Raw genomic sequence first — 25,311 nt, 5'->3', positions numbered from 1 at the left:
TGCCAGCTCCTATTCAGCCGCCACACGCGCCGGCGCGGGCTTGAAATCCTCGGGGAAATGCGTGATCGAGCTCATCACCGGGTAGGGCGTGAAGCCGCCCAGCGCACAGAGCGATCCGAACTTCATCGTGTTGCAGAGGTCGGTGACCAGCGCGAGGTTCTTCTCCGCCTCGATGCCTGCGGCGACCTTGTCCAGAACCTCGACGCCGCGCGTCGAGCCGATGCGGCAGGGCGTGCACTTGCCGCAGCTTTCGATGGCGCAGAACTCCATGGCGAAGCGCGCCTGCTTCAGCATGTCGGCCGTGTCGTCGAACACGGTGATGCCGGCGTGGCCGATCAGTCCGTCGCGCTTGGCGAATTCCTCATAGTCGAAGGGCGTGTCGAACAGCGCGCGTGGGAAATAGGCGCCGAGTGGGCCGCCGACCTGCACCGCTTTCACCGGCCGGCCCGAAGCCGTGCCGCCGGCGATGTCGTCGACGATTTCGCCCAGCGTCAGGCCGAAGGCAGTCTCGAACAGGCCACCCTGCTTGACGTTGCCGGCGATCTGGATCGGGATCGTGCCGCGCGAGCGGCCCATGCCGAAATCCTTGTAGTAGGCGGCGCCCTTGTCCATGATGATCGGCACGGAGGCCAGGCTGATGACGTTGTTGATCACCGTCGGCTTGCCGAACAACCCTTGAATGGCGGGCAGCGGCGGCTTGGCGCGCACCACGCCGCGCTTGCCCTCGAGGCTGTTCAAGAGCGAGGTTTCCTCGCCGCAGACATAGGCGCCGGCGCCGACGCGGATTTCCATGTCGAAGGCGTTGGGCGAGCCCAGCACATTGAGCCCGAGCACACCCGCCTTGCGGGCGATCGCGACGGCCTTGTTCATCGTCGCCACCGCATGCGGATATTCCGAGCGGATATAGACGAAACCCTTGGTCGCGCCGGTGGCGATGCCGGCGATCGCCATGCCTTCGATCAGCACGAAGGGATCGCCTTCCATGATCATGCGGTCGGCGAAAGTGGCGCTGTCGCCTTCGTCGGCATTGCAGACGATGTATTTCTGCGCGCCCGCCGTATCCAGCACCGTCTTCCACTTGATGCCGGTCGGGAAGCCGGCGCCGCCGCGGCCGCGCAGGCCGGACTCGGTGACCTGCTTGACGACATCGGCCGGTGCCATGGCGACGGCGTTCTGCAGGCCGCGCAGGCCGCCCAGCGACTTGTAGGCATCGAGCGAGAGCGGGTCGTTGATGCCGCAGCGCGCGAAGGTCAGCCGGGTCTGCTTGGCGAGGAAGGGGATCTTGTCGGGTGCGCCCAGCCAGCGCTTGTGGTGACCGCCGGTGAGGAAGCCGCTGTCGAACAGGCTCTTGATGTCGGAAGGCTTGACCGGCCCGTAGGCGACGCGGCCCTTGTCGGTCGCCACTTCGACCATCGGCTCGAGGAAATAGGCGCCGCGCGAGCCGTTGCGCACGATCTTGGCCTCGACGCCGCGCTCCTGGAGCTCCTTTTCGATCGCCTTGGCGACCTTTTCGGCGCCGAGTGCCAGCGCGCCGGAGTCGGCCGGAATGTAGATGCGCGGGATCATGAACGTACCTCCGCGACGATCTCTTCGATCTTCTCGTCATCGAGCCGGCCGATGACTTCGCCGTCCAGCATTGCCGATGGCGAGCAGGCGCAAAGCCCGAGGCAGTAGACCGGCTCCAGTGTAACCGATCCGTCCCGGGCGGTCTCGTGGAAATCGATGCCGAGCAGCTGCTTGACCTTGGCCGCGACGGCGTCCGAGCCCATCGACTGGCAGGCTTCCGCCTGGCAGAGCTTCAGCACATGCCGGCCTGCGGGCTTGGCGCGGAAATCGTGGTAAAAGCTGACGACGCCATGCACCTCGGCCCGCGATAGGTTCAGCCCGTCGGCGATGACCGGCAGCGCGTCCTTCGGAACGTGCCCGAACTCTTCCTGTATGCTGTGCAGGATCGGCAGCAGCGGGCCTTCGAGGCCCTTCATCTCGTCAATGATCGCCGCGGTGCGCGACGCGATCTCTGTACTTGCGGCCTGCATGGTCACGCAGCGCCCTCCCTGGGTCGTGGCGGCCTGATGTATGTCACCCTAAAACATAGAGCGGTTTCGGGGCAACGACATGCATGAGGCGCAATATCGCTAAGTCCTTACGAAATCAGAGGAAACCTCCGAAATCAATAAAGCGCTTTCGTCGCTTGATAGAAATTTTCTATCGAAATGCGGCAACGCGCAATGTCTAGCCTAGCGGTGGGCGCGGAAATCGTCCGCCAGCGCCATCGCCTCGTCCAGCAGCGCCTGCACCAAAGGGGTGTGCGGCTCACGCGGTGCTGCCACCAGCCCAACCGTGTGGCTGGCGTCCGGCTCGACGATCGGGATCGCCCGGATCGGCTCGGAAAAGCCGAATGTTTCCGCAAGGTTGAGCGGCATGATCGACGACCATTTGCCGGTCCTTATATGCGAGAACAGGACGATCATCGAATTGGATTCCAGCGTCGGCCGCACCTGCACGCCGGCCTCCGCCAGGTGCTGATCGATGATGCGGCGGTTCTGCATGTCGGGCGTCAGCAGGCAGAGCGGCAGCTGGCTGATCTCGGCCCACGTCACTTTGTCGCGGTCGGAATAGGGGTTCCCCACCGCCGTGATCAGCTGGTAGCGCTCGTCATAGAGCGGCACGCTGATCACGCGCCCGAGCGGCTCGTTGTCGAGATAGGTGATGCCGGCATCGACGTCGAAATTGCCGAGCAGCGACAGCACCTCGATCGAAGTGCGCGACAGCACCGAGAAGGTTACGCCCGGATGCTTTTCGCGGAACGGCGTCGTCAGCCGCGCCACCATGGCCAGGGCGGTCGGAATCGCGGCGATGCGGATGCGGCCGGAGAGGCCATGGCGCGCCGCCCGCATCTCCTCGCGCATCGTGCGCGAGTCGCCGACGATGCGCCGCGCCCAGCCCAGCACCTGCATGCCTTCCGGCGTCAGGCCCTGGAAGCGCGAGCCGCGCAGCACCAGCATGACGCCGAGCTGCTCCTCGAGCTGCTTGATGCCGGCCGACAGCGTCGGCTGGGTGACGCCGCACACCTCGGCCGCTCGGCCGAAATGCTCTTCCTTGGCGAGCGCGATGAAGAATTCCAGCTTGTCGATCATCGCCGCAAACTATCGAGCGCGGGAGGCCCGCGCCAGATAGGACGGCATAAGGATACCAATCGCGAACGGCGCAAACCCGGCTATTTGTCGATCAGGTTCAGGATGTTGCCGTCGGGATCTTTGAACCAGGCGACCTTCATGCCTTGGCCGACATGGATGTCGCCCTCGAGCGACAGCCCCGGCATGTCGTAATGCTCGAAAGTGACGCCCTTCGACTTCAACGATTTTACGATCGGTTCGATCCGGTCGCCGACCGCCCAGGTTACGGCCGTGGCCTTGTTGGTGCCGGCGAACTGCGAACGATAGACATTGATGAGCGTGTCGCCGCTTTTGTAGACGATCAGTTCGCCGCCCATCTCGTCCACCTGGCGGAGACCCAGCGTTCCCTCATAGAAAGCCTTGGCTTTCTCCAGGTCCTTCACCGCGAGATTGGCTGTCGCATTGCTGTTTTCGAGCATGACGATCTCCTTCACAGCTTGTCGTGATGGCAGGGCAGATAGCGCGGGCGGCCCGTTTGGCCATGACAAGGCTCGAATGCCGATCAGGAGATCCGACACCGTCCGTCGCTTTCCGGGGCACGCCGGCTAAGCCGTTGCGCCATGGCTTGGTTCTGGCGGGAAACTGCACTATCTGGAACGCCAAATACCGAGGAAAGATTCATGACCGTTACCAAGGAATCCGTCATCGCGCGCCTGAAGACGGTCAACGGGCCGGACTTCACCGGCAACATCGTCGATCTCGGCATGGTCTCGGAGATATTCATCGCGGATTCCAAGGTGTTCTTCTCGATCACCGTCCCGGCCGCCCGGGCCCAGGAGCTGGAGCCGCTGCGCGCCGCCGCCGAGCGTGCGGTGAAGGCCATACCGGGCATTGCCAGCGCCGTCGTTGCGCTCACGGCCGAGAAGAAGGGCGGCGGCATGGAGGCGCCTGTGCCGCCGCGTCCGGCAGCGCCGAGGCCCGCAGCCCCGCAGCCCGCGCAGCGTCCAGCGCCGCAGGCGCCGGCCTCACACAGCCACGGCAAGCGCGGCGTGCCCGGCATCGATGCCATCATCGCGGTCGCCTCGGGCAAGGGCGGCGTCGGCAAGTCGACCACCGCGGTCAACCTCGCGCTTGGCCTCGCCGCCAACGGCCTGAAGGTCGGCGTGCTCGACGCCGACATCTACGGGCCGTCGATGCCGAGGCTGCTCAATATCCATGGCCGGCCGCAGACCGTCGACGGCAAGATCCTGAAGCCGATGCAGAATTACGGCCTGAAGGTTATGTCGATGGGCTTTCTCGTCGACGAGGAGACGCCGATGATCTGGCGCGGCCCGATGGTGATGTCGGCGCTGACCCAGATGCTGCGCGAGGTCGAATGGGGTCCGCTCGATGTGCTGGTGGTCGATATGCCGCCCGGCACCGGCGACGCCCAGCTCACCATGGCCCAGCAGGTGCCGCTCGCCGGCGCCGTCATCGTCTCGACACCGCAGGACCTGGCGCTGATCGACGCCCGCAAGGGCCTCAACATGTTCAAGAAGGTCGATGTGCCGCTGCTCGGCATCGTCGAGAACATGAGCTACTTCCTCGCGCCCGACACCGGCAAGCGCTACGACATTTTCGGCCATGGCGGCGCGCGCCGCGAGGCCGAACGCCTTGGCGTGACGTTCCTTGGCGAAGTGCCGCTGGAAATGGGCATTCGCGAGAGCTCGGACGCCGGCGCGCCGGTGGTCGCTTCCAAGCCGGATGGCGCCGAGGCGAAAATCTATCGCGACGTCGCCACGAAGGTCTGGGACCGGGTCCAGGAGGAACGCGGCGCCGCCGAAGCCGCCGTGCCGAGCATCGTGTTCGACTAATCCTGGAAGCGGGCGGTCAGGCGCCGACCTTCTCGCCGAATGTCGAGAAGAACTGTCCGGCCAGCTTCTTCGACGTCGACTGGATCAGCCGGCTGCCGAGTTGGGCGATCTTGCCGCCGACCTCGGCCTTGGCGGCATATTTGAGCACCGTGGCGTTCGGCCCGTCGGCGGTAAGCGTCACGTCGGCGCCCCCCTTAGCGAAGCCGGCAATGCCGCCCTTGCCTTCGCCCTGGATGGTGTAGGAATGCGGCGGCTTGAGGTTCTTCAGCGTGACTTCGCCGTTGAAGGTCGCCTTGATCGGCCCGATCTTGAGCACCACAGTTGCCGCCATCTCGGTGGCCGAATTCTTTTCCAGGCTCTGGCAGCCGGGAATTGACCCCTTCAGGATGTCCGGATCGTTGAGGGCTTCCCACACTTTCTCGACGGGTGCGGCAATGTGTTCCTCGCCTTCGATCACTAAAGCCATCAAGACCTCCCCGATTTCTGTTCTCGAGTGGTCGTAGCGCGCGGTCCCGGACAAGTCTATCGCACCAAAGTCCGGGTCGCGGCGCGCCTGCCTCTTGCTTGCATGAACGCATTGTCATATCGATTTGTCATACAAATACGGAGACCACCATGGCAGGCGCCCCCACCAGGAAGAAGAAATTTCGCTCGCAGGAGTGGTTCGACAATCCCGACAATCCGGGCATGACGGCGCTCTATCTCGAGCGCTATCTGAATTACGGCCTGACCCGCGCCGAGCTGATGTCGGGCAAGCCGCTGATCGGCATCGCGCAGACCGGCTCCGATCTTTCGCCCTGCAACCGCCACCATCTCGAGCTGGCCAAGCGCGTGCGCGAAGGTATCGTCTCGATGGGCGGCATCCCCTTTGAGTTCCCGTGCCATCCGATCCAGGAAACCGGCAAGCGCCCGACGGCGTCGCTCGACCGCAACCTCGCCTATCTGAGCCTCGTCGAGGTGCTCTACGGCTATCCGCTTGACGGCGTCGTGCTCACCATCGGCTGCGACAAGACCACGCCGGCGCTGCTTATGGCCGCCGCCACCGTCAACATTCCGGCGATCGCGCTGTCGGTCGGCCCGATGCTCAATGGCTGGCACAAGGGCAAGCGCACCGGCTCCGGCACCATCGTCTGGGAATCCCGGCAAAGGCTCTCGGCCGGCGAGATCGACTATGACGAGTTCATGGATATCGTCGCTTCCTCGGCGCCGTCGACAGGCTATTGCAACACCATGGGCACGGCCACGACGATGAACTCGCTGGCCGAGGCGCTCGGCATGCAGTTGCCGGGCTCGGCCGCCATTCCGGCGCCTTATCGCGAGCGCGGCCAGATCGCCTACGAGACGGGCAAGCGCATCGTCGACATGGTGCATGAGGACCTGAAGCCCTCCGACATCATGACGCGCCAGGCCTTCGAGAACGCCATCGTCGTCAATTCGGCGATCGGCGGCTCCACCAATGCGCCGATTCACCTCAACGCCATTGCCCGCCATCTCGGCGTGCCGCTCGACAATGACGACTGGCAGAAGATCGGCCTCAACGTGCCGCTGCTCGTCAACCTGCAGCCGACCGGCGAATACCTTGGCGAGGACTATCACCACGCCGGCGGCGTGCCGGCCGTCGTCGCGGAACTGATGAAGGGTGGCCTGCTGCCCCATCCCGATGCGATCACCGCCAACGGCAAGTCGATGGGCGACAATTGCCGGGATGCCGTCAACGAGAACCACGACGTCATCCGCAGCGCCGACCAGCCGCTCAAGGCCAATGCCGGCTTCATCAACCTCAAGGGTAATCTGTTCGATTCCGCCATCATGAAGACCAGCGGCATCTCGCCCGAGTTCCGCCAGCGCTACCTTTCCAACCCGAACGACCCCGAGGCCTTCGAAGGCAACGCCATCGTCTTTGACGGACCGGAGGATTACCACGCCCGCATCGACGATCCGGCGCAGGGCATCGACGAGCACACGATCCTGTTCATGCGCGGCGCCGGTCCGGTCGGCTATCCGGGCGGCGCCGAGGTGGTCAACATGCAGCCGCCGGCCTACCTGATCAAAAAGGGCATCCATTCGCTGGCCTGCATTGGCGACGGCCGCCAGTCCGGCACCTCCGGCTCGCCGTCGATCCTCAACGCCTCGCCGGAGGCTGCCGTCGGCGGCGGTCTGGCGCTGCTCAAGACCGGCGACCGTGTCCGCATCGACCTCAAGAAAGGCACGGCCAATATCCTTGTCAGCGACGAGGAGATTGCCAAGCGGCGCGCGGCGATAGAGGGCAATGGCGGCTATCACTATCCAAAGCACCAGACGCCGTGGCAGGAGATCCAGCGCGGCATGGTCGACCAGTTCTCGGCCGGCATGGTGCTGAAGCCGGCGGTGAAGTACCAGGACGTCGCGCATACCAGCGGCGTGCCGCGCGACAATCACTGAGTTTTGAGTCGGCTAAATCAAGGGCGGCTCGCGAACAGCGGGCCGCCCGTTTTCATTGTCTTGTATCGGCGTCACGGAGCCCACAGATAAGCTCGACCTAGGCCTTGCGAAGGAAGAAGATTGTCATGACGAAACGGCGTTCTTCCCTTGGCTTCCTCGGCATGTTCGGCCGCTCAGGCGATCTGCGCCAGCTCGACGAGGCGTTGCGCAAGGCTGACCTGCATCCGGCCCTGGTGCCGGAAGCCGTGAAACTCACCATCGTCAATCTGATGAACGACCACTGGCCGGACGAGCCGTCGGCGGATGCCTATACGTCCGTGGCGCAGCTCTGCGGCTATTGCGTCGCTGGACCCCAGGTGTTCGAGCAGGCCAATGGCCGGGAGCCGACATTTGAGGTCGAGCGCCGCATCGAGGCGGCGCTGGAAACCGGCGACAGTTTCGACGCGCAGATCGTGCTGATGACGCTGCACGCCAAGCTGATCAACGCCGAAGTGGTTGAACGCTACGAGTTGAGGGTCGATTGACCGGCAGGTAGGAGACGTTGAGATTCAGGTCGGGCCGAGTCGAAAATGGTGGTTTCTGAGAACCGGAGCGGAGGGTACTTTTCGTACGTGAGCACCGGAAGCGCAGGAAACCGCCATTTGCAGGCCGGCCTCACTTGAATATCAACGCCTCCTACCCGCCCATGCCGCTGCGCGGCAGCTTGATCATCTCGCCGAAGCGGGCGCGCAATTTGTCGTCGAGAAGGCGCGAGACATGGCGCGGGAAGCGCTCGGCGAGCACGCGCTTCTTCTCCGCGATCGCCCGCGACAGGATATCGGGCCGGCCCTTCTCGTTCCATTCCTTGGGCGAAAAACGGTCGCCGACGGCGGGATAGAAATACTCGGTCTGCATCAGCTTCAGCGTCTGGTCGTTGCCGAGATAATGCCCGGGACCTTTGAGGCAGACATCGGCGATTGTGTCGATCGACAGCGCATCGTCAGTCACCTCGATGCCGCGCACGCAGCGCAGGCAGTGGCCGAGCATGTCGTTGTCGATGATCAGGCTTTCCAGGCAGAAACCGAGCAAAGAGGCATGCATGCCGGCCGATTCATAGACCAGGTTCAGGCCGGATAAGCCCGCCATGACATTGGTGATGCCTTTCTCGTAGCCGGCCTGGATGTCGGGCAGCTTCGAGTCCGACATGCCGGCCGCCGAGCCGCCGGGCAGGTCGTAATATTGCGCCATCTGGGCGCAGGCAGCCGTCAGCACCGCCTGTTCGGCCGAGCCGCCGGACATGGCGCCGGTCCTGAGGTCGGAAACGAACGGCCAGGTGCCGAAGATCGCCGGATGTCCGGGCTTGATCGCGTTGACATAGACCAGGCCCATCAGCACTTCCGCCACCGCCTGCACGACCGCGCCGGCAATCGCCGCGGGTGCCGTGGCGCCGGCCTGGCCGGCCGACAGCAGCAGGATCGGAATGCCGCCTTCGACGCAGGCTTCGAGCACGCCGCACGCGTCCTCGGCGAACTTCATCGGCGGCACGACGAAGCAGTTCGAGTTCGACACGAAGGGACGTGCCCGGAAATTCTCCTCGCCGCCGGCGATGGCATAGAGCATCTCCAGCGCCGGCTTGACGTTCTCGCGCACGGTGAAGGATGTGCCGACATGCTTGGAGGTCCCCATCACGCAGGCATAGAGCGTGTTGAAATCCATATCGAGCGGATCGGGAATGTCACGCGGCACCATGGTGCGCTGGAAGAAATGGATGTTGTCCAGCCCATCGACGATGCGGGCGGCGTCGTAGAGGTCCTGCAGCAGCGATTCGCGGTATTCGCGCTTCTCGACATCGACCAGATGCACTGCGGCACCCGCCGTGCCGAAATGCACGCGCTTGCCCTGGATCGTCATGTCGTGCTTCGGATCCTGGCCGCAGAGGGTGAAATTGCGCGCGGCCTTTTTGATCGTGTCCAGCACCAGCGCGCGCGGCAGCCGGATGCGCCCGTCGTCGCCATAGGTACCGCCGACCCGTGTCAGCGCTTCGATGCAGGACGGGATGGCGTTGGCGAAGCCGACCGTCTCCAAGAGCGTCAGTACCGCTTCGTGGATGCGTTCCTTGTCGTTCTGGCTCAATGGCCCATAGCTGCCGCCTTCAAGCCCCGGCCGCACCGGACGGATATCGTCGGCCAAGGGCGCCGCTCGCATCGCGCGGCGCGCTTCGCGCCCGCCGGAACGCCGCGAACGCTGGTCCGACGACGATTCCTGCTTCTCGAGAGCCACTGACATGGAAGCACTCCACCTTTGTTTTTATCTGCAAGGCGGGACGCGGCGGTTGGTCCACCATCGGCCTGCCTCGTTCCCTTCTGGCCTCGACTATGCTGCCGGCATTGGCACAGCATATGGGCCAGCCGATTCCGTCGAATATGCCAGGTTTCTAAAGCGACAGGCGTGTGCCAAACAAAAAGAGCCGGCGCGGGGCCGGCTCTTTTTTGAAAGTCCGTGACGGTCAGGCGGCCGCGGGCCGGCGCCCGGCGGCAGTGGCGAGTTCGCGGATGCCTGGTTCGATATGCTGCAGCGAGATCGAGGAGATGCCCAAGCGCATGAAACGAGAGGGCTTTTCGCTGCGGTCGAAGAACCGGTCGCCGGGTTCGATGATGACGCTGCGCGAAGCGGCCGCTTCGGCCAGGCCACGTGAATCGGTACCACGCGGCCCTTCGAGCCAGAGCGATGTGCCGCCCGCCGAGTCGGTCGAGCGCCACTCTGGCAGGAAAGCGGAAATCGCATGGACCAGACGTTTGCGCCGCTCGTCGAAAGCGGCGGAAAGCCTGCGCACCAGCGCCTCGTGGTGGCCCAACGACAGGAACAGCGCCACGGCGCGCTGGTTGTTCGCCGGCGGGTGCCTGAGCATGAAGCGGCGCAGCGCGCGCAGCTCGGCGATCAGCCCGGCCGAGGCGACGATGTAGCCAAGCCGGAGACCCGGGGCCAGCGTCTTCGACATCGAGCCGACATAGATGACGCGGCCCGAGCGATCGAGGCTCTTCAGCGCCTGCTGCGGCGCCTCGTCGAGCAACTGGCTGTCATAGCCGTCCTCAATGATGATCTGGTTGTTGCGGTTGGCGCGCGCCAGGAGGTCCTGCCGCCGCTCCGCTGACAGCGGCACCATGGTCGGGCAGTGGTGGCTGGGCGTGACGAAGACGAAGCCGGAATCGCTCGGGATCGCCGAGGTCACGATGCCCGACTGATCGACCGGAACCGGCTGGATATCGGCGCCTGCGAGCCGGAAGATCGAGCGGGCATCGGGATAGCCCGGGTCTTCCATCGCTACTTTCGAACCTTTGGTCATCAAGAGCGAGGCCAGCATATAAAGCGCGTTCTGCGCACCCAGCGTCACGATGATCTCGTCCGGATTGGCGAAGATACCGCGGCGCGGCAGAAGCCTGGCCTGGATCTGCTCGATCAGCAGCGGATCGTCGCGGTCGACCATGTCGGAGGCCCAGTTGCGGATCTCGAGCACCGCCAGCGCCATCCGGTTGCACTCGCGCCATTCGGCGGTCGGGAACAGCGCCGGATCGAACTGGCCGTAGACGAACGGGTAGGAGGACTTGATCCAGTTGTCGTGCTTGGCCGGCGGCGGCATGTCGCTGGCGGCGATCTGGCGGCGCGCCTTCCAATCGATCTCGTTCTGCTGGTCGGGCGCCTTCTGATGCGGCTTGGCGGGAGTCGCCAGCACATCCGGGTTGACGAAGTGGCCGCGCCGTTCGCGCGCCACTAGGAAGCCCTGGTCGACCAGCTGCTGGAAGGCAAGCACCACGGTGCCGCGGGCAACTCCAAGTTTTTCCGCAAGAATCCGGCAAGACGGCAGCGGCATCGAAGCGGCGATTTGTCGGTCGAGAATGGCGGCGACGATCGCCTGGCGGATCTGTGCCTGGAGGGTTTGGCCGGATTCAGCCGAAATCCGGAACAGGCCGGACCATATGGCCGTGTCATTGCGCTGTGGCATGGGAAATCATCCTCGGATGGCCAGCTGTTTTCACTTGGCTGGACCAGTTGAGTGTATGGGTGGCATAAGGGGTTGCGCCAATCAATTTTTCTGATCGCAGGGATTTATGCCAGTGATCTATCAAGGCGCGACGCGCCGCGTCGTCGCCCGCGATGCGAGGCGTTAAGCGCGTCGCCCCAGCGATGCCCGCCACCCAAATTCCCCCACCTCACCGTCCAACACCACCCCTCATCAAAGCGTGATGCAGTGCGGCAAAGCCGCGCTTGAACGAAATGGAAATCGGCTAGATAGAGTGTTGCGCGACACGCGCCGGAAACATCCGGCCTGTTAAGATGGTCTAAAAACCCGCCAGGAGCCCGCCAGTGGACCAGTCATCTTTCGACAAGCAGCTTGCCGCCTTGCGTGACCAACGCGCGGCGGCCAAGGGCTCGATGCGCGAGGCCTTCGCCGCCGATCCCAAACGCTTCGAGACATTCTCCGCCATCGATGGCGATCTTCTGCTCGACTGGTCGAAATGCGCGGTCGACGCAAACACGATGGCAATGCTGGAAAAGCTCGCCGCCTCCGCCGATCTCGAAGGCCGCCGCGCCGCGATGTTCGAAGGCAAGAAGATCAACATCACCGAAAACCGCGCCGTGCTGCACACCGCACTGCGCAACCTGACCGGCAAAAGTGTGATTGTCGACGGCCAGGACACCAAGGCCGACGTGATTGGCGTGCTCGATGCCATGGGCGCCTTTGCCGACGCCATCCGCTCCGGCAAGGCGGCCGGCGCCACGGGCAAGAAGATCACCGACATCGTCAACATCGGTATCGGCGGCTCGGATCTCGGCCCGGCTATGGTGACGCTGGCGCTCGCCCCTTACCATGACGGGCCGCGCGCTCATTACGTCTCCAATGTCGACGGCGCCCACATTCACGACACGCTGAAGGGCCTGTCGGCGGAAACGACGCTGTTCATCGTCGCCTCCAAGACCTTCACCACGGTCGAGACAATGACCAATGCGCAGACTGCGCGCGATTGGGTGCAGAAGGCGCTCGGCAAGGAAGCAGTCGGTAAGCATTTCGCCGCCGTCTCGACCGCGCTCGATCTGGTGGCGAAGTTCGGCATCGAGCAGGACCGCGTGTTCGGCTTCTGGGATTGGGTCGGCGGCCGCTACTCGGTCTGGAGTGCCATCGGCCTGCCGGTGATGATATCTGTCGGCCCGCTCAACTTCCGCGCCTTCCTCGACGGCGCGCATGAGATGGACGAGCATTTCCGCACCGCGCCGCTGCAGAAGAACCTGCCGGCGTTGCTCGGCTTGATCGGCTGGTGGCACCGGGTCGTCTGCAAATATCCGGCTCGCGCCGTCATCCCTTACGACCAGCGTCTGTCGCGTCTTCCGGCCTATCTGCAGCAGCTCGACATGGAATCGAACGGCAAGAGCGTCACGCTGGACGGCACCGCGGTCAGGACGCCCACCGGCCCGCTGGTCTGGGGCGAGCCCGGCACCAACGGTCAGCATGCCTTCTTCCAGCTGCTGCACCAGGGCACCGACTTCATCCCGGTCGAGTTCCTCGCCGCCGCTGTCGGCCACGAGCCCGAGCTGAAACACCAGCACAACCTGCTGCTTGCCAACTGCCTGGCGCAGTCGGAGGCCTTCATGAAGGGCCGCACACTGGAGGAGGCGCGCGCGCAGATGCTGGCCAAAGGCATGAAGCCTGCCGACGTCGATCGTATCGCGCCGCACCGCGTCTTCTCGGGCAACCGCCCCTCGCTGACCATCCTCTACCGCAAGCTCGATCCGCGCACATTGGGCCGGCTTATCGCGCTTTATGAACATCGCGTCTTCGTCGAGGGCACGCTGTTCAACATCAATTCCTTCGACCAATGGGGGGTCGAACTCGGCAAGGAATTGGCGACGGGCCTGCTGCCTGTCGTTGAGGGCAAGGAGACTGCCGCAAACCGCGACGCCTCGACTGCCGGTCTGGTGGGACACATCCACCAATTGAGCGGTTCGGAGTAACAGGATTGGCAGATATCAAGGGAATCCTCTTCGACAAGGATGGGACACTTGTCGATTTCAACGCAACCTGGCTCGGCATCGCCGATTTCATGGCCATGGACGCCGCCGAAGGCGATCGCTGGAAGGCCGACAGGTTGCTCGCCGCCGCCGGCTTCGACTTCGCCACCAAGCGCTTCAAGCCCGATTCGATCTTCGCATCCGGCTCAAACATGGATGTCGTCGAGCTCTGGTTCCCGCGCCTGTCCAACGAGGATCAACTGCTGGCCGTTTCCCGCTTCAACGAGATCACCTCGGTGCAGGGCTCCTCGATGGCGGTAGCGCTTCCCGGCGTCATCGATTCGCTGCGCACGCTGCACAAGCGATCCTACCGCATGGGCGTCGCCACCAACGATTCCACCAGCGGCGCCGAGAAGACGCTGGCCACGCTCGGTGTCGCGCAGCTCTTCGACGCCGCTTTCGGCTATGATGCGGTGGCCAATCCGAAGCCGGCGCCGGACACGGTCGTCGCCTTCTGCGATCTGACCGGGCTGAAGCCCGGCGAGATCGCCATGGTCGGCGACAACCGCCACGACCTCGAAATGGCGCGCGCCGGCGGCTGCGGCCTGGCGGTGGGCGTCTTGTCAGGAACAGGCACCCGCGACTCGCTGGCACCGATGGCGGACATAATCCTGGATTCGGTTGCCGACCTGCCGGGTTTTCTAACTGCGCGGGTCAAGGAGACCATCTAAGAACCCTGGCCGCCGGCCGCCTGGCAACGATCAGACCGTCACGGTGATACAGTCGATCGACGCATTCTCGATGGCCTCCAGTTTGGTCAGCAGGTCCAAACGGGTGGCCTCCACAGTCTGATCGGGAAGGACACCTTCGACCGTGACCTTAATGTCGTCGCTGCCCTCGACATAGCGCACGGTCACGCCCTCGACGCATAGGCGATGCACGCGATACTCGTCAGCAATTTCCGGTATCTTCGAGTGGGGTATGTCGGGTGCGTATAACGTTTCGAGCAGATCCAGTCGCGGGTCAGCACCGAGATCGCGAAGGAATTCGGCTCGAAAGCCGCTTTTGCTCTCGCTTTTGCCCCTGGCGCGATCCTTAAGAAGCCTGCCAAGCCAATAGAGATGGTTGGGCATGCCATCGGTGCGAACGAATGTAAATCGCGTCCAGGGGCGCCTGGTAAGTCGTTCCCAGCGACCCGTATTGAGGCCCAGGCGCCAATCGTCGATGTTTTCGACCAATGCAGGCCACTGTGATCCGCAGATGAGCCCGCCGCGAACCAGGATCGCGCGACCGTTTTCCACGAGTTCCGAAGAATGCTTGTGAATCCACGGCGGCGCTTCGCCAGTCGTCTGAAAGCGATCGATGCGATAACTTATCGTGTCCAACACAAGCACTTGCATCGTGCCGGTCCGAACAAACGGATATGACAGGTTCCCCATTATAAATATGCGGTCGTCAACGAGATTTGCCGTGTGGAAATCGGTGGGTGGAAAGACCTTGTCCGGGTAACCGAAAATCTCGGTGCGACCCTCCGCATCAGTCACGATCACATCATTGTAGATGTAGAAATCCGGATCGTACCAATCTTCATATTCGCCGCCGATCCTGACAAGGCGACCGTCCGGCAGCATTGTTTCAGTGCGCCCGTACCGGCTGAAGCTCCAGCACGGCCCTACATCCTTGGAATGTGGACCGCCGAACGCTTTATTCAGACGGTGGGCAGAGTGGCGGTGCTCAACGGCCCATGTCCAGATTGGGTTGGTCATAGGCTCGGGGTTGCCGGAACCTCGACGGGGCCAACGAAATTTCGAAAACAGTTCCGGGTCTGCAGGGGTGTTGATCAAGCTGAAGCGCAGCTCGCGAAGCTGCTATGCCAATTGGCTACGAAGGTTCGAGATTTTGTACGGCAAGGCGATGCGCCATTTATCCGGACGCTTTACGGCCTTTGATCCGCCACAGGACAATAGCTCCACCAGCATCGTCTGCAAAGGGTCGAAATCGTTCAACGATCGGCTTTGAGCCTGGTCTCAGCGATTGTCGGGCACAAAAGCAAACACCGCGCTCGGCTTCGGCTCGCCGCCGCCGTTTCCGCCGACATCCGGCACATGATATTCGGCGAGCAGGCAAAGCCGCGACCTGGGCAGCCAGGCGCGGCCGGGATCGCCGACCAGCACGTCGATGCCGGCGGCGAGGCAGCGGTCGAGGAACGACACCATCCGCTGGCCCACGTCCTGCGCGTAGAAGACGTCGCCGGCAAGCACCAGGTCGACCGCCGGCGGCGGACCGGCGGTGACGTCCTCATTGCATATCTGGATGGCGATGCCGTTGGCTTCCGCGTTGAGGCCGAGTGCCGCGACGCCGTTGCGGTCGATCTCCGCCGCGATCACCTCGCGCGCTCCGGCTTTCATTGCGGCGATGGCGAGCAGCCCCGAGCCGGCGCCGAGGTCGAGCACGCGTTTGCCGGCAACGATCGACGGACGGTCGAGGATATAGCGGGCCAGCACAGCGCCGCCGGCCCAGGCATAGGCCCAGTAGGGCGGTTGCGGCTCGGCCTCGCCTTCGTCGCCGTCGTCCGGTTCGAGCAGCCGCCGCAGGCCGCTGCCGGGATGCGCCTGATAGAGCCTGATCTCCGGCACTGACGGCACCGGCGTCAGCCGCATGTTCGCCCGGATGAATTCCGCCGGATCGAGCCGCCCTCGCTCCCGCGTTGCCTTGGAAGGTTCGTTCAAGCCTGGTCCCGCAGCGCCCGCCGCAGGATCTTGCCGACCGGGGTCTTGGGCAGCTCGGTGCGGAACTCGATGAATTTCGGCCGCTTGTAGCCGGTCAGGTTCTCGCGGCAATAGACCATCAAGGTCTCGATCGTCAGTGCCGGGTCCCTCCTGACAACGAACAATTTGGGCACCTCGCCGGAATGTTCGTCCGGCACGCCGATCGCCGCCACTTCCAGCACGCCCGGATGGTGCGCCACCACTTCCTCCAGCTCGTTCGGATAGACGTTGAAGCCGGAGACCAGGATCATGTCCTTCTTGCGGTCGACGATCTTGGTGTAGCCGCGCTCGTCCATGAAGCCCATGTCGCCGGATTTGAAAAAGCCGTCCTTGGTCATCACCTTGGCGGTCTCGTCCGGGCGGTTCCAGTAGCCGGCCATCACCTGCGGCCCGCGGATGCAGACCTCGCCGACTTCGCCGAGCGGCACGTTGTTGCCGTCGTCGTCGCGGATGGCGATCTCGGTCGAAGGCAGCGGCAGGCCGATCGTGCCGGTGAAGTCGCTGGAGCTGAACTTGTTGGCGGTCGCCACCGGTGAGGTTTCCGAGAGCCCGTAGCCTTCGCTCACCGGGCAGCCGGTCAGCGCCTTCCAGCGCTCGGCCACCCCTTTCTGCACCGCCATGCCGCCGCCCAAGGTCAGGATCAGCGGCTTGAAGTCTAGCTTGCGGAATTCCTCATTGTTGAGCAGCGCGTTGAACAGCGTGTTGAGGCCGGGGAAGATATGCATCGGGTATTTCGCCAGTTCCTTGACGAAGCCCGGAATGTCGCGCGGGTTGGGGATCAACACGTTCTGCGCGCCCTGCTGCATGCCCATCAGCGCGTTCACCGTCAGCGCGAAGATATGATAGAGCGGCAGCGCGCAGATGAAGTTGAGATGCGCCGGCTTGGGCTTCACCGTATAGGCGTCCTCCACCCACAGCGAATTCTGCGCGACGTTCGAAAGCACGTTGCGGTGCAACAGCGTCGCGCCCTTCGAGATGCCGGTGGTGCCGCCCGTGTATTGCAGGAAGGCGATGTCGTCGCCGGAGACCGCCGGCGGCTTGAAGGCGATCGACGCGCCCGTCTTGAGCACGGCGTTGAACTTGACGTGGCCGGGCAGCGACCAAGCCGGAACCATCTTCTTCACCCGCCGCACGACCAGGTTGACGATGGCGCCCTTGAGACCGCCCAGCATGTCGCCCATCGCGGCGACGATGACATGCTTCACCGGCGTCCTGGCGATCACCGCCTGGAGCGTGCCGGCGAAGTTCTCGAGGATGACGATCGCCTGCGCGCCGGAATCCTTTAGCTGGTGTTCCAGTTCGCGCGGAGTGTAGAGCGGGTTGACGTTCACCACAGTATAGCCGGCGCGCAGTATGCCCATCATAGCCACCGGATATTGCAGCACGTTGGGCATCATCAGCGCCACACGCGCGCCCTTCTCCAGGCCTCTCGCCTGCAGATAGGCGCCGAAGGCGGCCGAAAGCCGCTCGAGCTCGGCATAGGTGATCGACTTGCCCATGCACACAAAGGCCGGGCGTGCGGCGAATTGCTTGCAGGCGCCGACCAGGAACTCGCCGATCGACTTGTAGGGCAGGGCGCCGATCTCGGCCGGCATGTTCTTCGGATAGCTTTTCAGCCACGGCTTTTCCGGCAGGCCGGCGGTGAGCTCGGTGATCGCCTTCGGCAGGCCCTTTGCGGCGGGCCTGGCGACACTCGGGGCCGGCGCAGGCTTCGCAGCCGCCGCCTTTGCGGCTGCCGGTTTGTTGACCTTTGCGGCTGCCGCTTTGGCCCTGGCCCTCGCGGGCTTGGCGGCCGGCTTCGAGGTTGGCTTTGCGGACGCTGTCTTGGCTGTCGTTTTGGCCTTCGGCGCGGCGGCCTTGGCAGCCTTGGGCGTGTCGCTTTCGGCGGCGGCCTTGGCCTTTGCTTTTGCCGGGGCTGTCGTCTTGGCTGCTTTTGCCACCTGTCTCTCCCTGTCGCCTTCGATCTGGGGGCGCCCGCTTCAACGAAGCGTCCTCCACGCCGGTCACGGATTTTCCGGGAAATCCCGCCCACCGTCTATGTATTGCCTCTATCGGCGGCCGTGCAAGTCTTGCCCCCGCGGCAACAGGGGTAAAGATTTGCCGTCGAAATCCCGTGCTTCGACGGCCTCCCGGATCCTGCCCGGACAACCGGCTGATCTTGCCTGCTCACGCCTCGCGGGCCGATTTCGAGAGGTGGCCGATCAATAAAAAAATGCCGTCGTTAATAATGTCGTGAGCAGAAAAAACTACCCAGTTTTTCTTCTGATTGAGCAAAAATTAGATTCTTTTCCTGCTTCCCATGGGGTACGCAAACGAGGTGTTCCAAAGGCGAAGAAACGGTGCTTATATGCGCCCTTCGCGAGCCTGATAGAGGGGCTTGGGAGAACATCAGGGAGTGCTCAATGAAAAAGACAATGACTTTTGCAGCCGCGTTGCTGGCTGCAAGCGTCCTCAGCGGCATGGCCAGTGCTAAGACGCTTGTTTATTGCTCGGAAGCGTCGCCGGCCAATTTCGATCCCGGCACGACGACCGGCGGTAACGACTTCGACGCTTCGTCGCGCACGGTCTATTCGCGACTGGTCGAGTTCAAGCACGGCGGCACTGAAGTCGAGCCAGGTCTTGCCGACAAGTGGGAAATTTCGGACGATGGCCTAGTCTATACTTTCCACCTACATCCGGGTGTGAAGTTCCAGACCACCGACTATTTCAAGCCGACGCGCGACCTCAACGCCGATGACGTCGTCTTCTCCTTCGATCGCCAGTTCAACAAGCAAAATCCGTGGAACGGCGACAAGTATTTGCCGAACCTCACCTGGGACTACTACACCGGCATGGACATGCCGAAATACGTCGCCAAGTGGGAGAAGGTCGACGACCTCACCGTCAAGCTGACGCTGACCGAGCCGAACGCGCCGATGCTGGCCAATCTCGGCATGGACTTCGCTTCGATCGTGTCGAAGGAATATGCCGACCAGCTGCAGAAGGACGGCAAGATGGCCGACTTCTCGACCAAACCGATCGGCACAGGTCCGTTCCAGTTCGTCGACTACCAGCTGGATTCGGTCATCCGCTACGCGGCCCACCCCGACTACTTCAAGGGCAAGGAAAAGATCGACGATCTCGTCTTCGCCATCACGCCTGACGCCACCGCCCGTATTCAGAAGGTGCTGGCCGGCGAATGCGATGTCGCGCCCTATCCGAACCCGGCCGACCTCGCCACCATCAAGGCCAACAAGGACGTCACTCTGCTGGACCAGGCCGGCCTCAACATCGGCTATATGAGCTACAACACCACGATCCCGCCGCTCGACAAGGCGGAAGTGCGCCATGCGCTCAACCAGGCGATCGACCGGGAGGCGCTGATCAAGTCGCTGTTCCAGGATGCCGGCGCTACGCCGGCGCAGAATCTGATCCCGCCGACCATGTGGTCGTGGGACAAGGATGTGAAGTTCGATTCCTACAATCCGGACGCTGCCAAGAAGGTGCTTGAGGCCGCCGGGCTGAAGGAAATCCAGCTCTGGGCCTCCGACCGCGTCCGCCCGTATAATCCGAACTTCCAGCGCGCGGCCGAGCTGATCCAGGCCGACTGGGCCAAGGTCGGCGTCAAGGCGGAGATCGTCAACTACGAGTGGACCAAGTATCGCGCCGAGGGCAAGAAGAAGGATCGTCCCGGCGCCTTCCAGATCGGCTGGACCGGCGACAATGGCGATCCGGACAATTTCTTCGCCACCCTCTTCGCCTGCTCCGCCATCGGCGTCTCGAACTACTCCAGCTGGTGCGACAAGGACTTCGAGGATCTGATCCAGAAGGCCAAGAAGACCAGCGACCAGGCCGAGCGCACCAAGCTCTATGAGCAGGCGCAGGTGATCTTCGCCAAGGAAGCTCCGGCTTTCCTGCTCGCGCACAGCCAGGTTTACGCGGTCGTTCGCAACAATGTGAGCGGCTTCAAGATGGACCCGCTCGGCATTCATCGCTTCGACGGCGTTGACAAGGCCGAGTAATATTGCGAACGGGGCGGCGCTAATTCCAGCGCCGCCCCGTTCCATTTGACGATGCTCCGATATCTTCTCAACAAATTCGCCCTCCTGATCCCGACCCTGGTCGGCATCACCATCTGCGCCTTCGCCTTTGTCCGGCTGCTGCCCGGCGATCCGATCCTTGCCATGGCCGGCGAGCATGGCGTCGCCCCGGCCCGCTACGAAGAGCTCAAGCAACAGTTCGGCTTCAACCTGCCGATATGGGAGCAGTATGCCCGCTATGTCGGTGAGGTCGCCACCGGCGATTTCGGTGTCTCCATCTCGTCCAAGCGACCGGTGCTCGAGGAGTTCAAGACGCTCTTTCCGGCGACGCTGGAGCTGTCGTTCTTTGCCATGGTCTTCGCCATGGTCATCGGCATCCCCGCCGGCATCTTCGCCGCCGTCAAGCGCGGCTCGTGGTTCGATCAATCGCTGATGGGCACCGCCCTGGTCGGCTATTCCATGCCGATCTTCTGGTGGGGCCTGCTGCTCATCATCTTCTTTTCCGGCTATCTCGGCTGGACGCCGGTCTCGGGTCGCATCGGCCTGCAGTTCTTCTTCAAGCCGATCACCGGCTTTATGACCATCGACAGCCTGCTCTACGGCAAGTGGGACGCGTTCCGTTCCGCGCTCAGTCATCTCGTCCTGCCGGCGATCGTGCTTGGCACCATTCCGCTGGCGGTGATCGCGCGCCAGACGCGCTCGGCCATGCTCGAGGTGCTGGGCGAGGACTATGTCCGCACCGCGCGCGCCAAGGGCCTGTCGGCGGCCCGCGTCATCGGCGTGCATGCGCTGCGCAACGCGCTGATCCCGGTCGTCACCACCATCGGCCTGCAGGTCGGCACGCTGCTTGCGGGCGCGATCCTCACCGAGACCATCTTCGCCTGGCCGGGCATCGGCAAGTGGATGGTCGATTCCATCTTCAAGCGCGACTATGTCGTCGTGCAGTCGGGCCTGCTTTTGATCGCGCTCATCGTCATGGCGGTGAACCTGATCGTCGATGTGCTCTATGCCGTCATCAACCCACGCATCAGGGCAGCATAAATGAGCCAGACAGAAATCGCCCCGATGGCCGCAGGCAGTCCGGATCGCCTCACCGGCCTCAAGACCTTCTGGCACTATTTCTCGGTGAACCGCGGCGCCGTCATCGGCCTGTTCGTCTTCATTCTTTTGGTGCTGGCCGCGCTCTCCGCGCCACTGCTCGCGCCCTATGCGCCGGACGTGCAGGACAAGACCGCGTTCCTCAGGCCCCCGGCCTGGCAGCAGGGCGGCTCGACGCAATATCTGCTTGGCACCGACCCGGTCGGCCGCGACATCCTCTCCCGGCTGCTCTATGGTGCGCGCTTCTCGCTGCTGATCGGCGCGGTCGTGGTCACGCTGGCGCTGACCGGCGGCATCACGCTCGGCCTGCTGGCCGGCTATTTCCGCGGCTGGGTGGACGTCGCGATCATGCGCGTCATGGACCTGATCCTGGCCTTCCCGTCGCTGCTGCTGGCGCTGGTGCTCGTCACCATCCTCGGCCCGGGCCTGTTCAACGCCATGCTGGCGATCGCGCTAGTGCTGCAGCCGCATTTCGCCCGCCTGGTGCGCGCCGCCGTCATGGCCGAGAAGAGCCGCGAATATGTCGTGGCGGCCAAGGTCGCCGGCGCCGGCCATCTCAGGCTGATGCTGGCCACCATCCTGCCCAACTGCCTGGCGCCGTTGATTGTCCAGGGCACGCTGTCCTTCTCAAACGCCATTCTGGAGGCCGCCGCGCTCGGCTTCCTCGGTCTCGGCGCCCAGCCGCCGACGCCGGAATGGGGCACCATGCTCGCCTCGGCGCGTGAATTCATCCTGCGCGCCTGGTGGGTGGTGACCTTCCCCGGTCTCGCCATCCTCATCACAGTGCTTGCAATCAACCTGATCGGCGACGGCCTGCGCGACGCGCTCGATCCCAAGCTCAGGAGGTCGTGATGGCGCTGCTCGACATCCAGAACCTCGTCGTCGAATTTCAGACCGCGTCCGGTCCATTCCGCGCCGTCGACGGCGTCTCGCTCCATGTCGACGAGCGCGAGGTGCTCGCCATCGTCGGCGAATCCGGCTCCGGCAAGTCGGTGTCGATGCTGGCCGTGATGGGCCTGCTGCCATGGACGGCGACCGTCACCGCTGACCGCATGAGCTTCAACGGCCGCGACCTGCTGAAGATCAGCCCGGCCGACCGCCGCAAGATCATCGGCAAGGACATCGCCATGATCTTCCAGGAGCCGATCGCCAGCCTGAACCCGTGCTTCACCGTCGGCTTCCAGATTGAGGAAGTGCTGCGTTTCCACATGGGCATGGACAAGGCCCAGCGCCGCGCGCGCGCGATCGAGCTTTTCAAGCAGGTCGGCATTCCGGATCCCGCCGACCGCCTCAACTCCTTCCCGCACCAGATGTCGGGCGGCCAGTGCCAGCGCGTCATGATCGCCATGGCGATCGCCTGTAATCCGAAGCTCTTGATCGCCGACGAGCCGACCACCGCGCTCGACGTCACCATCCAGAAGCAGATTCTCGATCTGCTCGTCTCGCTGCAGGCCAAATACGGCATGGGCCTGATCATGATCACCCACAATATGGGCGTGGTGGCCGAAACCGCAGACCGCGTCATCGTCCAGTACAAGGGCCGCAAGATGGAAGAGGCCGACGTGCTGTCGCTGTTTGAATCGCCCAAGAGCAACTACACGCGCGCGCTGCTTTCCGCGCTGCCGGAAAACGCCGTGGGCGACCGGCTGCCGACCGTCACGGACATGCTGTTTGAGGCTGCGCCCTCCGGAGCCCGCGCATGACCAAGGTCGTCGAAGGCAAGAACATCAAGCGCGACTACCATGTCGGCGGCGGCCTGTTCCGCGGCGCGCGCACCGTGCATGCGGTGAAGGGCGTCTCCTTCAGCGTCGAGAAGGGCAAGACGTTGGCGATCGTCGGCGAATCTGGCTGCGGCAAGTCCACGCTCGCCCGCATCATCACGCTGATCGATCCGGCCACGGCCGGCGAGCTGTTCATCGACGGCAACAAGGTTGACATCGCCAGGGACGGGCTCACCAAGGAAATGCGCCGTAAGGTGCAGATCGTCTTCCAGAACCCTTATGGCTCGCTCAACCCGCGCCAGAAGATCGGCGACGTGCTCGGCGAGCCGCTGCTCATCAACACCGACAAGCCGGCCGAAGAGCGCCGCGATCTGGCGATGAAGATGCTGAAGAAGGTCGGCCTCGGACCGGAGCACTATAACCGCTATCCGCACATGTTCTCCGGCGGCCAGCGCCAGCGCATCGCCATCGCCCGCGCGCTGATGCTCAACCCGAGCCTCCTGGTGCTGGACGAGCCGGTCTCGGCGCTCGACCTTTCGGTGCAGGCGCAGGTGCTCAACCTGCTCGCCGACCTGCAGGACGAATTCCAGCTGACCTATGTCTTCATCAGCCACGATCTCTCGGTGGTGCGCTACATCGCCGACGACGTGATGGTGATGTATTTCGGCGAAGCCGTCGAATACGGCCCGCGCGACGAGGTCTTCTCCAACCCCAAGCACGCCTACACCAAGACGCTGTTCGCCGCGACGCCGCGCGCCGACATCGCCAGCATCAAGGCGAGGTTGGCGAAGAAGAAGGCGGCTTAGAGTGAAAACCCAACCATCCTGAAACACCGGGTTTACCCTTGGCGACTTACGTCTGCCATGGCGGTCGCTTTGCGCCGCATCTCAGCCGTCCGTCGATCCAATCGCCAATCCTGGAAGCTGCCATACGTTCACCTTCGGCCGGCGGCTAACCCATGACATTTCCGCTCGCCAGCTTTTGGCAAGATCGGCGTTGATAGCTGCCCCTCGGACGGCCAGCCGGGAGGCGGATTTCGTCGCGCTCGGGCGGCGACATCATGCCACCGACTGGGCGGATGGAAATGCTTATGGACGAGGCCACCGTTCGCGAGCGGCGACAACAACGAAGTGCCGCGCAAGCCGATGGTGACCTTGGCCTCAAATCCTAACTTGACTAGAGTTCTTGGCATGCTGAACGCCATTCACCACGTCGCGCTCATCTGCACCGATTACGACCGGTCGCGGCGGTTCTACGTCGAACTCCTCGGCCTCGATGTGATCCGGGAGGTCTATCGGGAGGAGCGGCAATCATGGAAGGCGGATCTGCGGATCGGGTCCGTCCAGCTGGAATTGTTCTCCTTTCCTGCGCCAGCGATGCGGCCGTCCCATCCAGAGGCGACAGGCCTCAGGCATCTGGCGTTCGCCGTGGCGAGGCTAGATCCCGTAATTATGCGCCTGGAAGCTGCCGGCGTTGCCGTCGAGCCAATCCGGATCGACCCATATACAGACCAACGGTTTACCTTTTTCAGCGACCCCGATGGGTTGCCGCTGGAACTCTACGAAGCCCCGTAAGGAACGGCTTGTCGCTTTCGCGCGACGACGATCACGCCACGCGCTCGATCCGCCGAGAGAGTATCATCAGCAATATCTGAGCACGCGGCAGGCGAACCATGACATGTGGCACCCGCCTCAAGGCCTGCACGCGTTTCTTCGTGCGTTTTTCCACGTCAAGAGCGACTGGCCGGGAAACAAGCCATATCCGTTGAAGGGGCGACCGCCGCAGACCTTGCGCAGATGCCCGCCTATTAAGTCATGGAGATCGGCAAGACGATGCCCGAGACGGTGGCTCCATTCGAACCTTCCGCCGCCGAGGTCCAGGCCTGCAAATGGCTCACCGAGTCGGAGGTTGGCGTGTACGCAGAGGAATATGACCGCACCGGTTTTCAAGGCGCCCTGCAGGCTTATCGCGTCGTCTCCTTCGATGTCCCGTCGCTCTTCATCGGCGGGAAGAGCGATTGGGGCACCTATTCGGCGCCGGGCGCGCTCGACCTCATGAGGACGAAAGCGGCGACGAGGATGGCTGGCATCGAGCTGATCGACGGCGCCGGCCATTGGATCCAGAAGGAGCAGCCGGTTCGGCTCAGCACGCTCCTGCTCGCCTTCACCAAAGAGGTGGGTGACATCAATAGTCACTGAAATCGAGCGCGTCACGGATCAGCAAAGGCCGGCGATTTCTGAAGAAACGTGTTGGTGAAAAGGGGCTTGCACGCGCCTCGACAAACTGGCTCCCTCAAACCAAATGAGGGCAGCACGTTCATATCGACACGCGCT

The 25,311-nt window shown here is 63.5% G+C and carries 22 protein-coding genes; 12 read left to right on the top strand and 10 right to left on the bottom strand.

Annotated elements, in window-relative coordinates:
- Positions 1–9 precede the first annotated feature (9 nt).
- The 4 genes from EN869_RS21645 to EN869_RS21630 form a co-directional block, all read right to left on the bottom strand.
- Positions 10–1,566 carry an NADH-quinone oxidoreductase subunit NuoF gene (locus tag EN869_RS21645; RefSeq protein WP_127227738.1) on the bottom strand — a complete coding sequence of 519 codons (1,557 nt, stop codon included), beginning with the start codon at positions 1,564–1,566 and terminating at the stop codon, positions 10–12.
- Complete coding sequence (locus EN869_RS21640) at positions 1,563–2,042, bottom strand: formate dehydrogenase subunit gamma (protein ID WP_040986076.1); 480 nt, start codon at positions 2,040–2,042, stop codon at positions 1,563–1,565. The genes EN869_RS21645 and EN869_RS21640 overlap by 4 nt, the downstream gene beginning before the upstream one ends.
- 195 nt (positions 2,043–2,237) lie before the next feature.
- On the bottom strand, positions 2,238–3,137 hold the full coding sequence (locus tag EN869_RS21635) for a LysR family transcriptional regulator (protein WP_127227737.1): 900 nt from the start codon (positions 3,135–3,137) through the stop codon (positions 2,238–2,240).
- Between the two features lie 80 nt (positions 3,138–3,217).
- Complete coding sequence (locus tag EN869_RS21630) at positions 3,218–3,595, bottom strand: VOC family protein (RefSeq protein WP_127227736.1); 378 nt, start codon at positions 3,593–3,595, stop codon at positions 3,218–3,220.
- A gap of 201 nt (positions 3,596–3,796) precedes the next feature.
- On the opposite strand from EN869_RS21630, the gene EN869_RS21625 reads away from it, so the two are divergent.
- Positions 3,797–4,969, top strand: coding sequence for an Mrp/NBP35 family ATP-binding protein (locus tag EN869_RS21625; RefSeq protein ID WP_127227735.1), 1,173 nt, complete (start codon positions 3,797–3,799; stop codon positions 4,967–4,969).
- A 16-nt stretch (positions 4,970–4,985) separates the two neighbouring features.
- Here the strand turns inward: EN869_RS21625 and EN869_RS21620 are convergent, their stop codons facing one another.
- Positions 4,986–5,435 carry a carbon monoxide dehydrogenase subunit G gene (locus tag EN869_RS21620; RefSeq protein WP_127227734.1) on the bottom strand — a complete coding sequence of 150 codons (450 nt, stop codon included), beginning with the start codon at positions 5,433–5,435 and terminating at the stop codon, positions 4,986–4,988.
- A gap of 149 nt (positions 5,436–5,584) precedes the next feature.
- Here EN869_RS21620 and EN869_RS21615 point away from each other — a divergent pair, with 149 nt between their 5' ends.
- Positions 5,585–7,390 carry an IlvD/Edd family dehydratase gene (locus EN869_RS21615; RefSeq protein ID WP_127227733.1) on the top strand — a complete coding sequence of 602 codons (1,806 nt, stop codon included), beginning with the start codon at positions 5,585–5,587 and terminating at the stop codon, positions 7,388–7,390.
- 125 nt (positions 7,391–7,515) lie between these two features.
- Entirely contained in the window at positions 7,516–7,914 is a 399-nt protein-coding gene (locus EN869_RS21610) for a hypothetical protein (RefSeq protein WP_127227732.1), read from the top strand.
- Positions 7,915–8,065: 151 nt separating this feature from the next.
- Here the strand turns inward: EN869_RS21610 and EN869_RS21605 are convergent, their stop codons facing one another.
- Positions 8,066–9,655: a trimethylamine methyltransferase family protein gene (locus tag EN869_RS21605; RefSeq protein ID WP_127227731.1), complete on the bottom strand. Its 1,590-nt coding sequence runs from the start codon at positions 9,653–9,655 to the stop codon at positions 8,066–8,068.
- Between the two features lie 220 nt (positions 9,656–9,875).
- Positions 9,876–11,369 carry a PLP-dependent aminotransferase family protein gene (locus EN869_RS21600; protein WP_040993852.1) on the bottom strand — a complete coding sequence of 498 codons (1,494 nt, stop codon included), beginning with the start codon at positions 11,367–11,369 and terminating at the stop codon, positions 9,876–9,878.
- Between the two features lie 362 nt (positions 11,370–11,731).
- Between EN869_RS21600 and pgi the strand changes: the two genes are divergently transcribed.
- Together pgi and EN869_RS21590 are read left to right on the top strand one after the other, a co-directional pair.
- Positions 11,732–13,375, top strand: a complete 1,644-nt coding sequence (gene pgi / locus EN869_RS21595) for a glucose-6-phosphate isomerase (RefSeq protein ID WP_127227730.1) — start codon at positions 11,732–11,734, stop codon at positions 13,373–13,375.
- A gap of 5 nt (positions 13,376–13,380) precedes the next feature.
- On the top strand, positions 13,381–14,103 hold the full coding sequence (locus EN869_RS21590; protein WP_127227729.1) for an HAD family hydrolase: 723 nt from the start codon (positions 13,381–13,383) through the stop codon (positions 14,101–14,103).
- Between the two features lie 30 nt (positions 14,104–14,133).
- On the opposite strand, the gene EN869_RS21585 is transcribed toward EN869_RS21590, so the two are convergent.
- The 3 genes from EN869_RS21585 to EN869_RS21575 all read right to left on the bottom strand — a co-directional run bounded on the left by EN869_RS21585 (position 14,134) and on the right by EN869_RS21575 (position 18,080).
- Positions 14,134–15,138, bottom strand: a complete 1,005-nt coding sequence (locus EN869_RS21585) for a hypothetical protein (RefSeq protein WP_127227728.1) — start codon at positions 15,136–15,138, stop codon at positions 14,134–14,136.
- 261 nt (positions 15,139–15,399) lie between these two features.
- Entirely contained in the window at positions 15,400–16,032 is a 633-nt protein-coding gene (locus EN869_RS21580) for a 50S ribosomal protein L11 methyltransferase (RefSeq protein WP_127227847.1), read from the bottom strand.
- Positions 16,033–16,097: 65 nt separating this feature from the next.
- A complete protein-coding gene (locus EN869_RS21575) occupies positions 16,098–18,080 on the bottom strand; it encodes a long-chain fatty acid--CoA ligase (RefSeq protein ID WP_127227726.1) in 1,983 nt (660 codons plus the stop codon).
- A 462-nt stretch (positions 18,081–18,542) separates the two neighbouring features.
- Between EN869_RS21575 and EN869_RS21570 the strand changes: the two genes are divergently transcribed.
- The 7 genes from EN869_RS21570 to EN869_RS35120 all read left to right on the top strand — a co-directional run bounded on the left by EN869_RS21570 (position 18,543) and on the right by EN869_RS35120 (position 25,176).
- Positions 18,543–20,141 (top strand): ABC transporter substrate-binding protein, encoded by a 1,599-nt coding sequence (locus EN869_RS21570; protein ID WP_127227725.1) that lies wholly within the window; start codon positions 18,543–18,545, stop codon positions 20,139–20,141.
- Between the two features lie 51 nt (positions 20,142–20,192).
- Complete coding sequence (locus EN869_RS21565; protein ID WP_127227724.1) at positions 20,193–21,200, top strand: ABC transporter permease subunit; 1,008 nt, start codon at positions 20,193–20,195, stop codon at positions 21,198–21,200.
- Complete coding sequence (locus EN869_RS21560) at positions 21,201–22,109, top strand: ABC transporter permease subunit (protein ID WP_127227723.1); 909 nt, start codon at positions 21,201–21,203, stop codon at positions 22,107–22,109.
- Positions 22,109–22,960, top strand: coding sequence for an ABC transporter ATP-binding protein (locus tag EN869_RS21555; protein WP_127227722.1), 852 nt, complete (start codon positions 22,109–22,111; stop codon positions 22,958–22,960). Before EN869_RS21560 ends, EN869_RS21555 begins: the two co-directional genes overlap by 1 nt.
- Entirely contained in the window at positions 22,957–23,784 is an 828-nt protein-coding gene (locus EN869_RS21550) for a dipeptide ABC transporter ATP-binding protein (RefSeq protein WP_127227721.1), read from the top strand. The genes EN869_RS21555 and EN869_RS21550 overlap by 4 nt, the downstream gene beginning before the upstream one ends.
- 384 nt (positions 23,785–24,168) lie before the next feature.
- On the top strand, positions 24,169–24,552 hold the full coding sequence (locus EN869_RS21545; protein WP_127227720.1) for a VOC family protein: 384 nt from the start codon (positions 24,169–24,171) through the stop codon (positions 24,550–24,552).
- Between the two features lie 339 nt (positions 24,553–24,891).
- Positions 24,892–25,176: an alpha/beta hydrolase gene (locus tag EN869_RS35120; protein WP_245489464.1), complete on the top strand. Its 285-nt coding sequence runs from the start codon at positions 24,892–24,894 to the stop codon at positions 25,174–25,176.
- Positions 25,177–25,311: the final 135 nt, after the last annotated feature.

The sequence above is a fragment of the Mesorhizobium sp. M2D.F.Ca.ET.226.01.1.1 genome (assembly GCF_004022705.2).
Classification (GTDB): Bacteria; Pseudomonadota; Alphaproteobacteria; order Rhizobiales; family Rhizobiaceae; genus Mesorhizobium.
The sequence above is the reverse complement of the archived record's forward strand: the minus strand, read 5'-3'. Positions and strand labels throughout refer to the sequence as shown.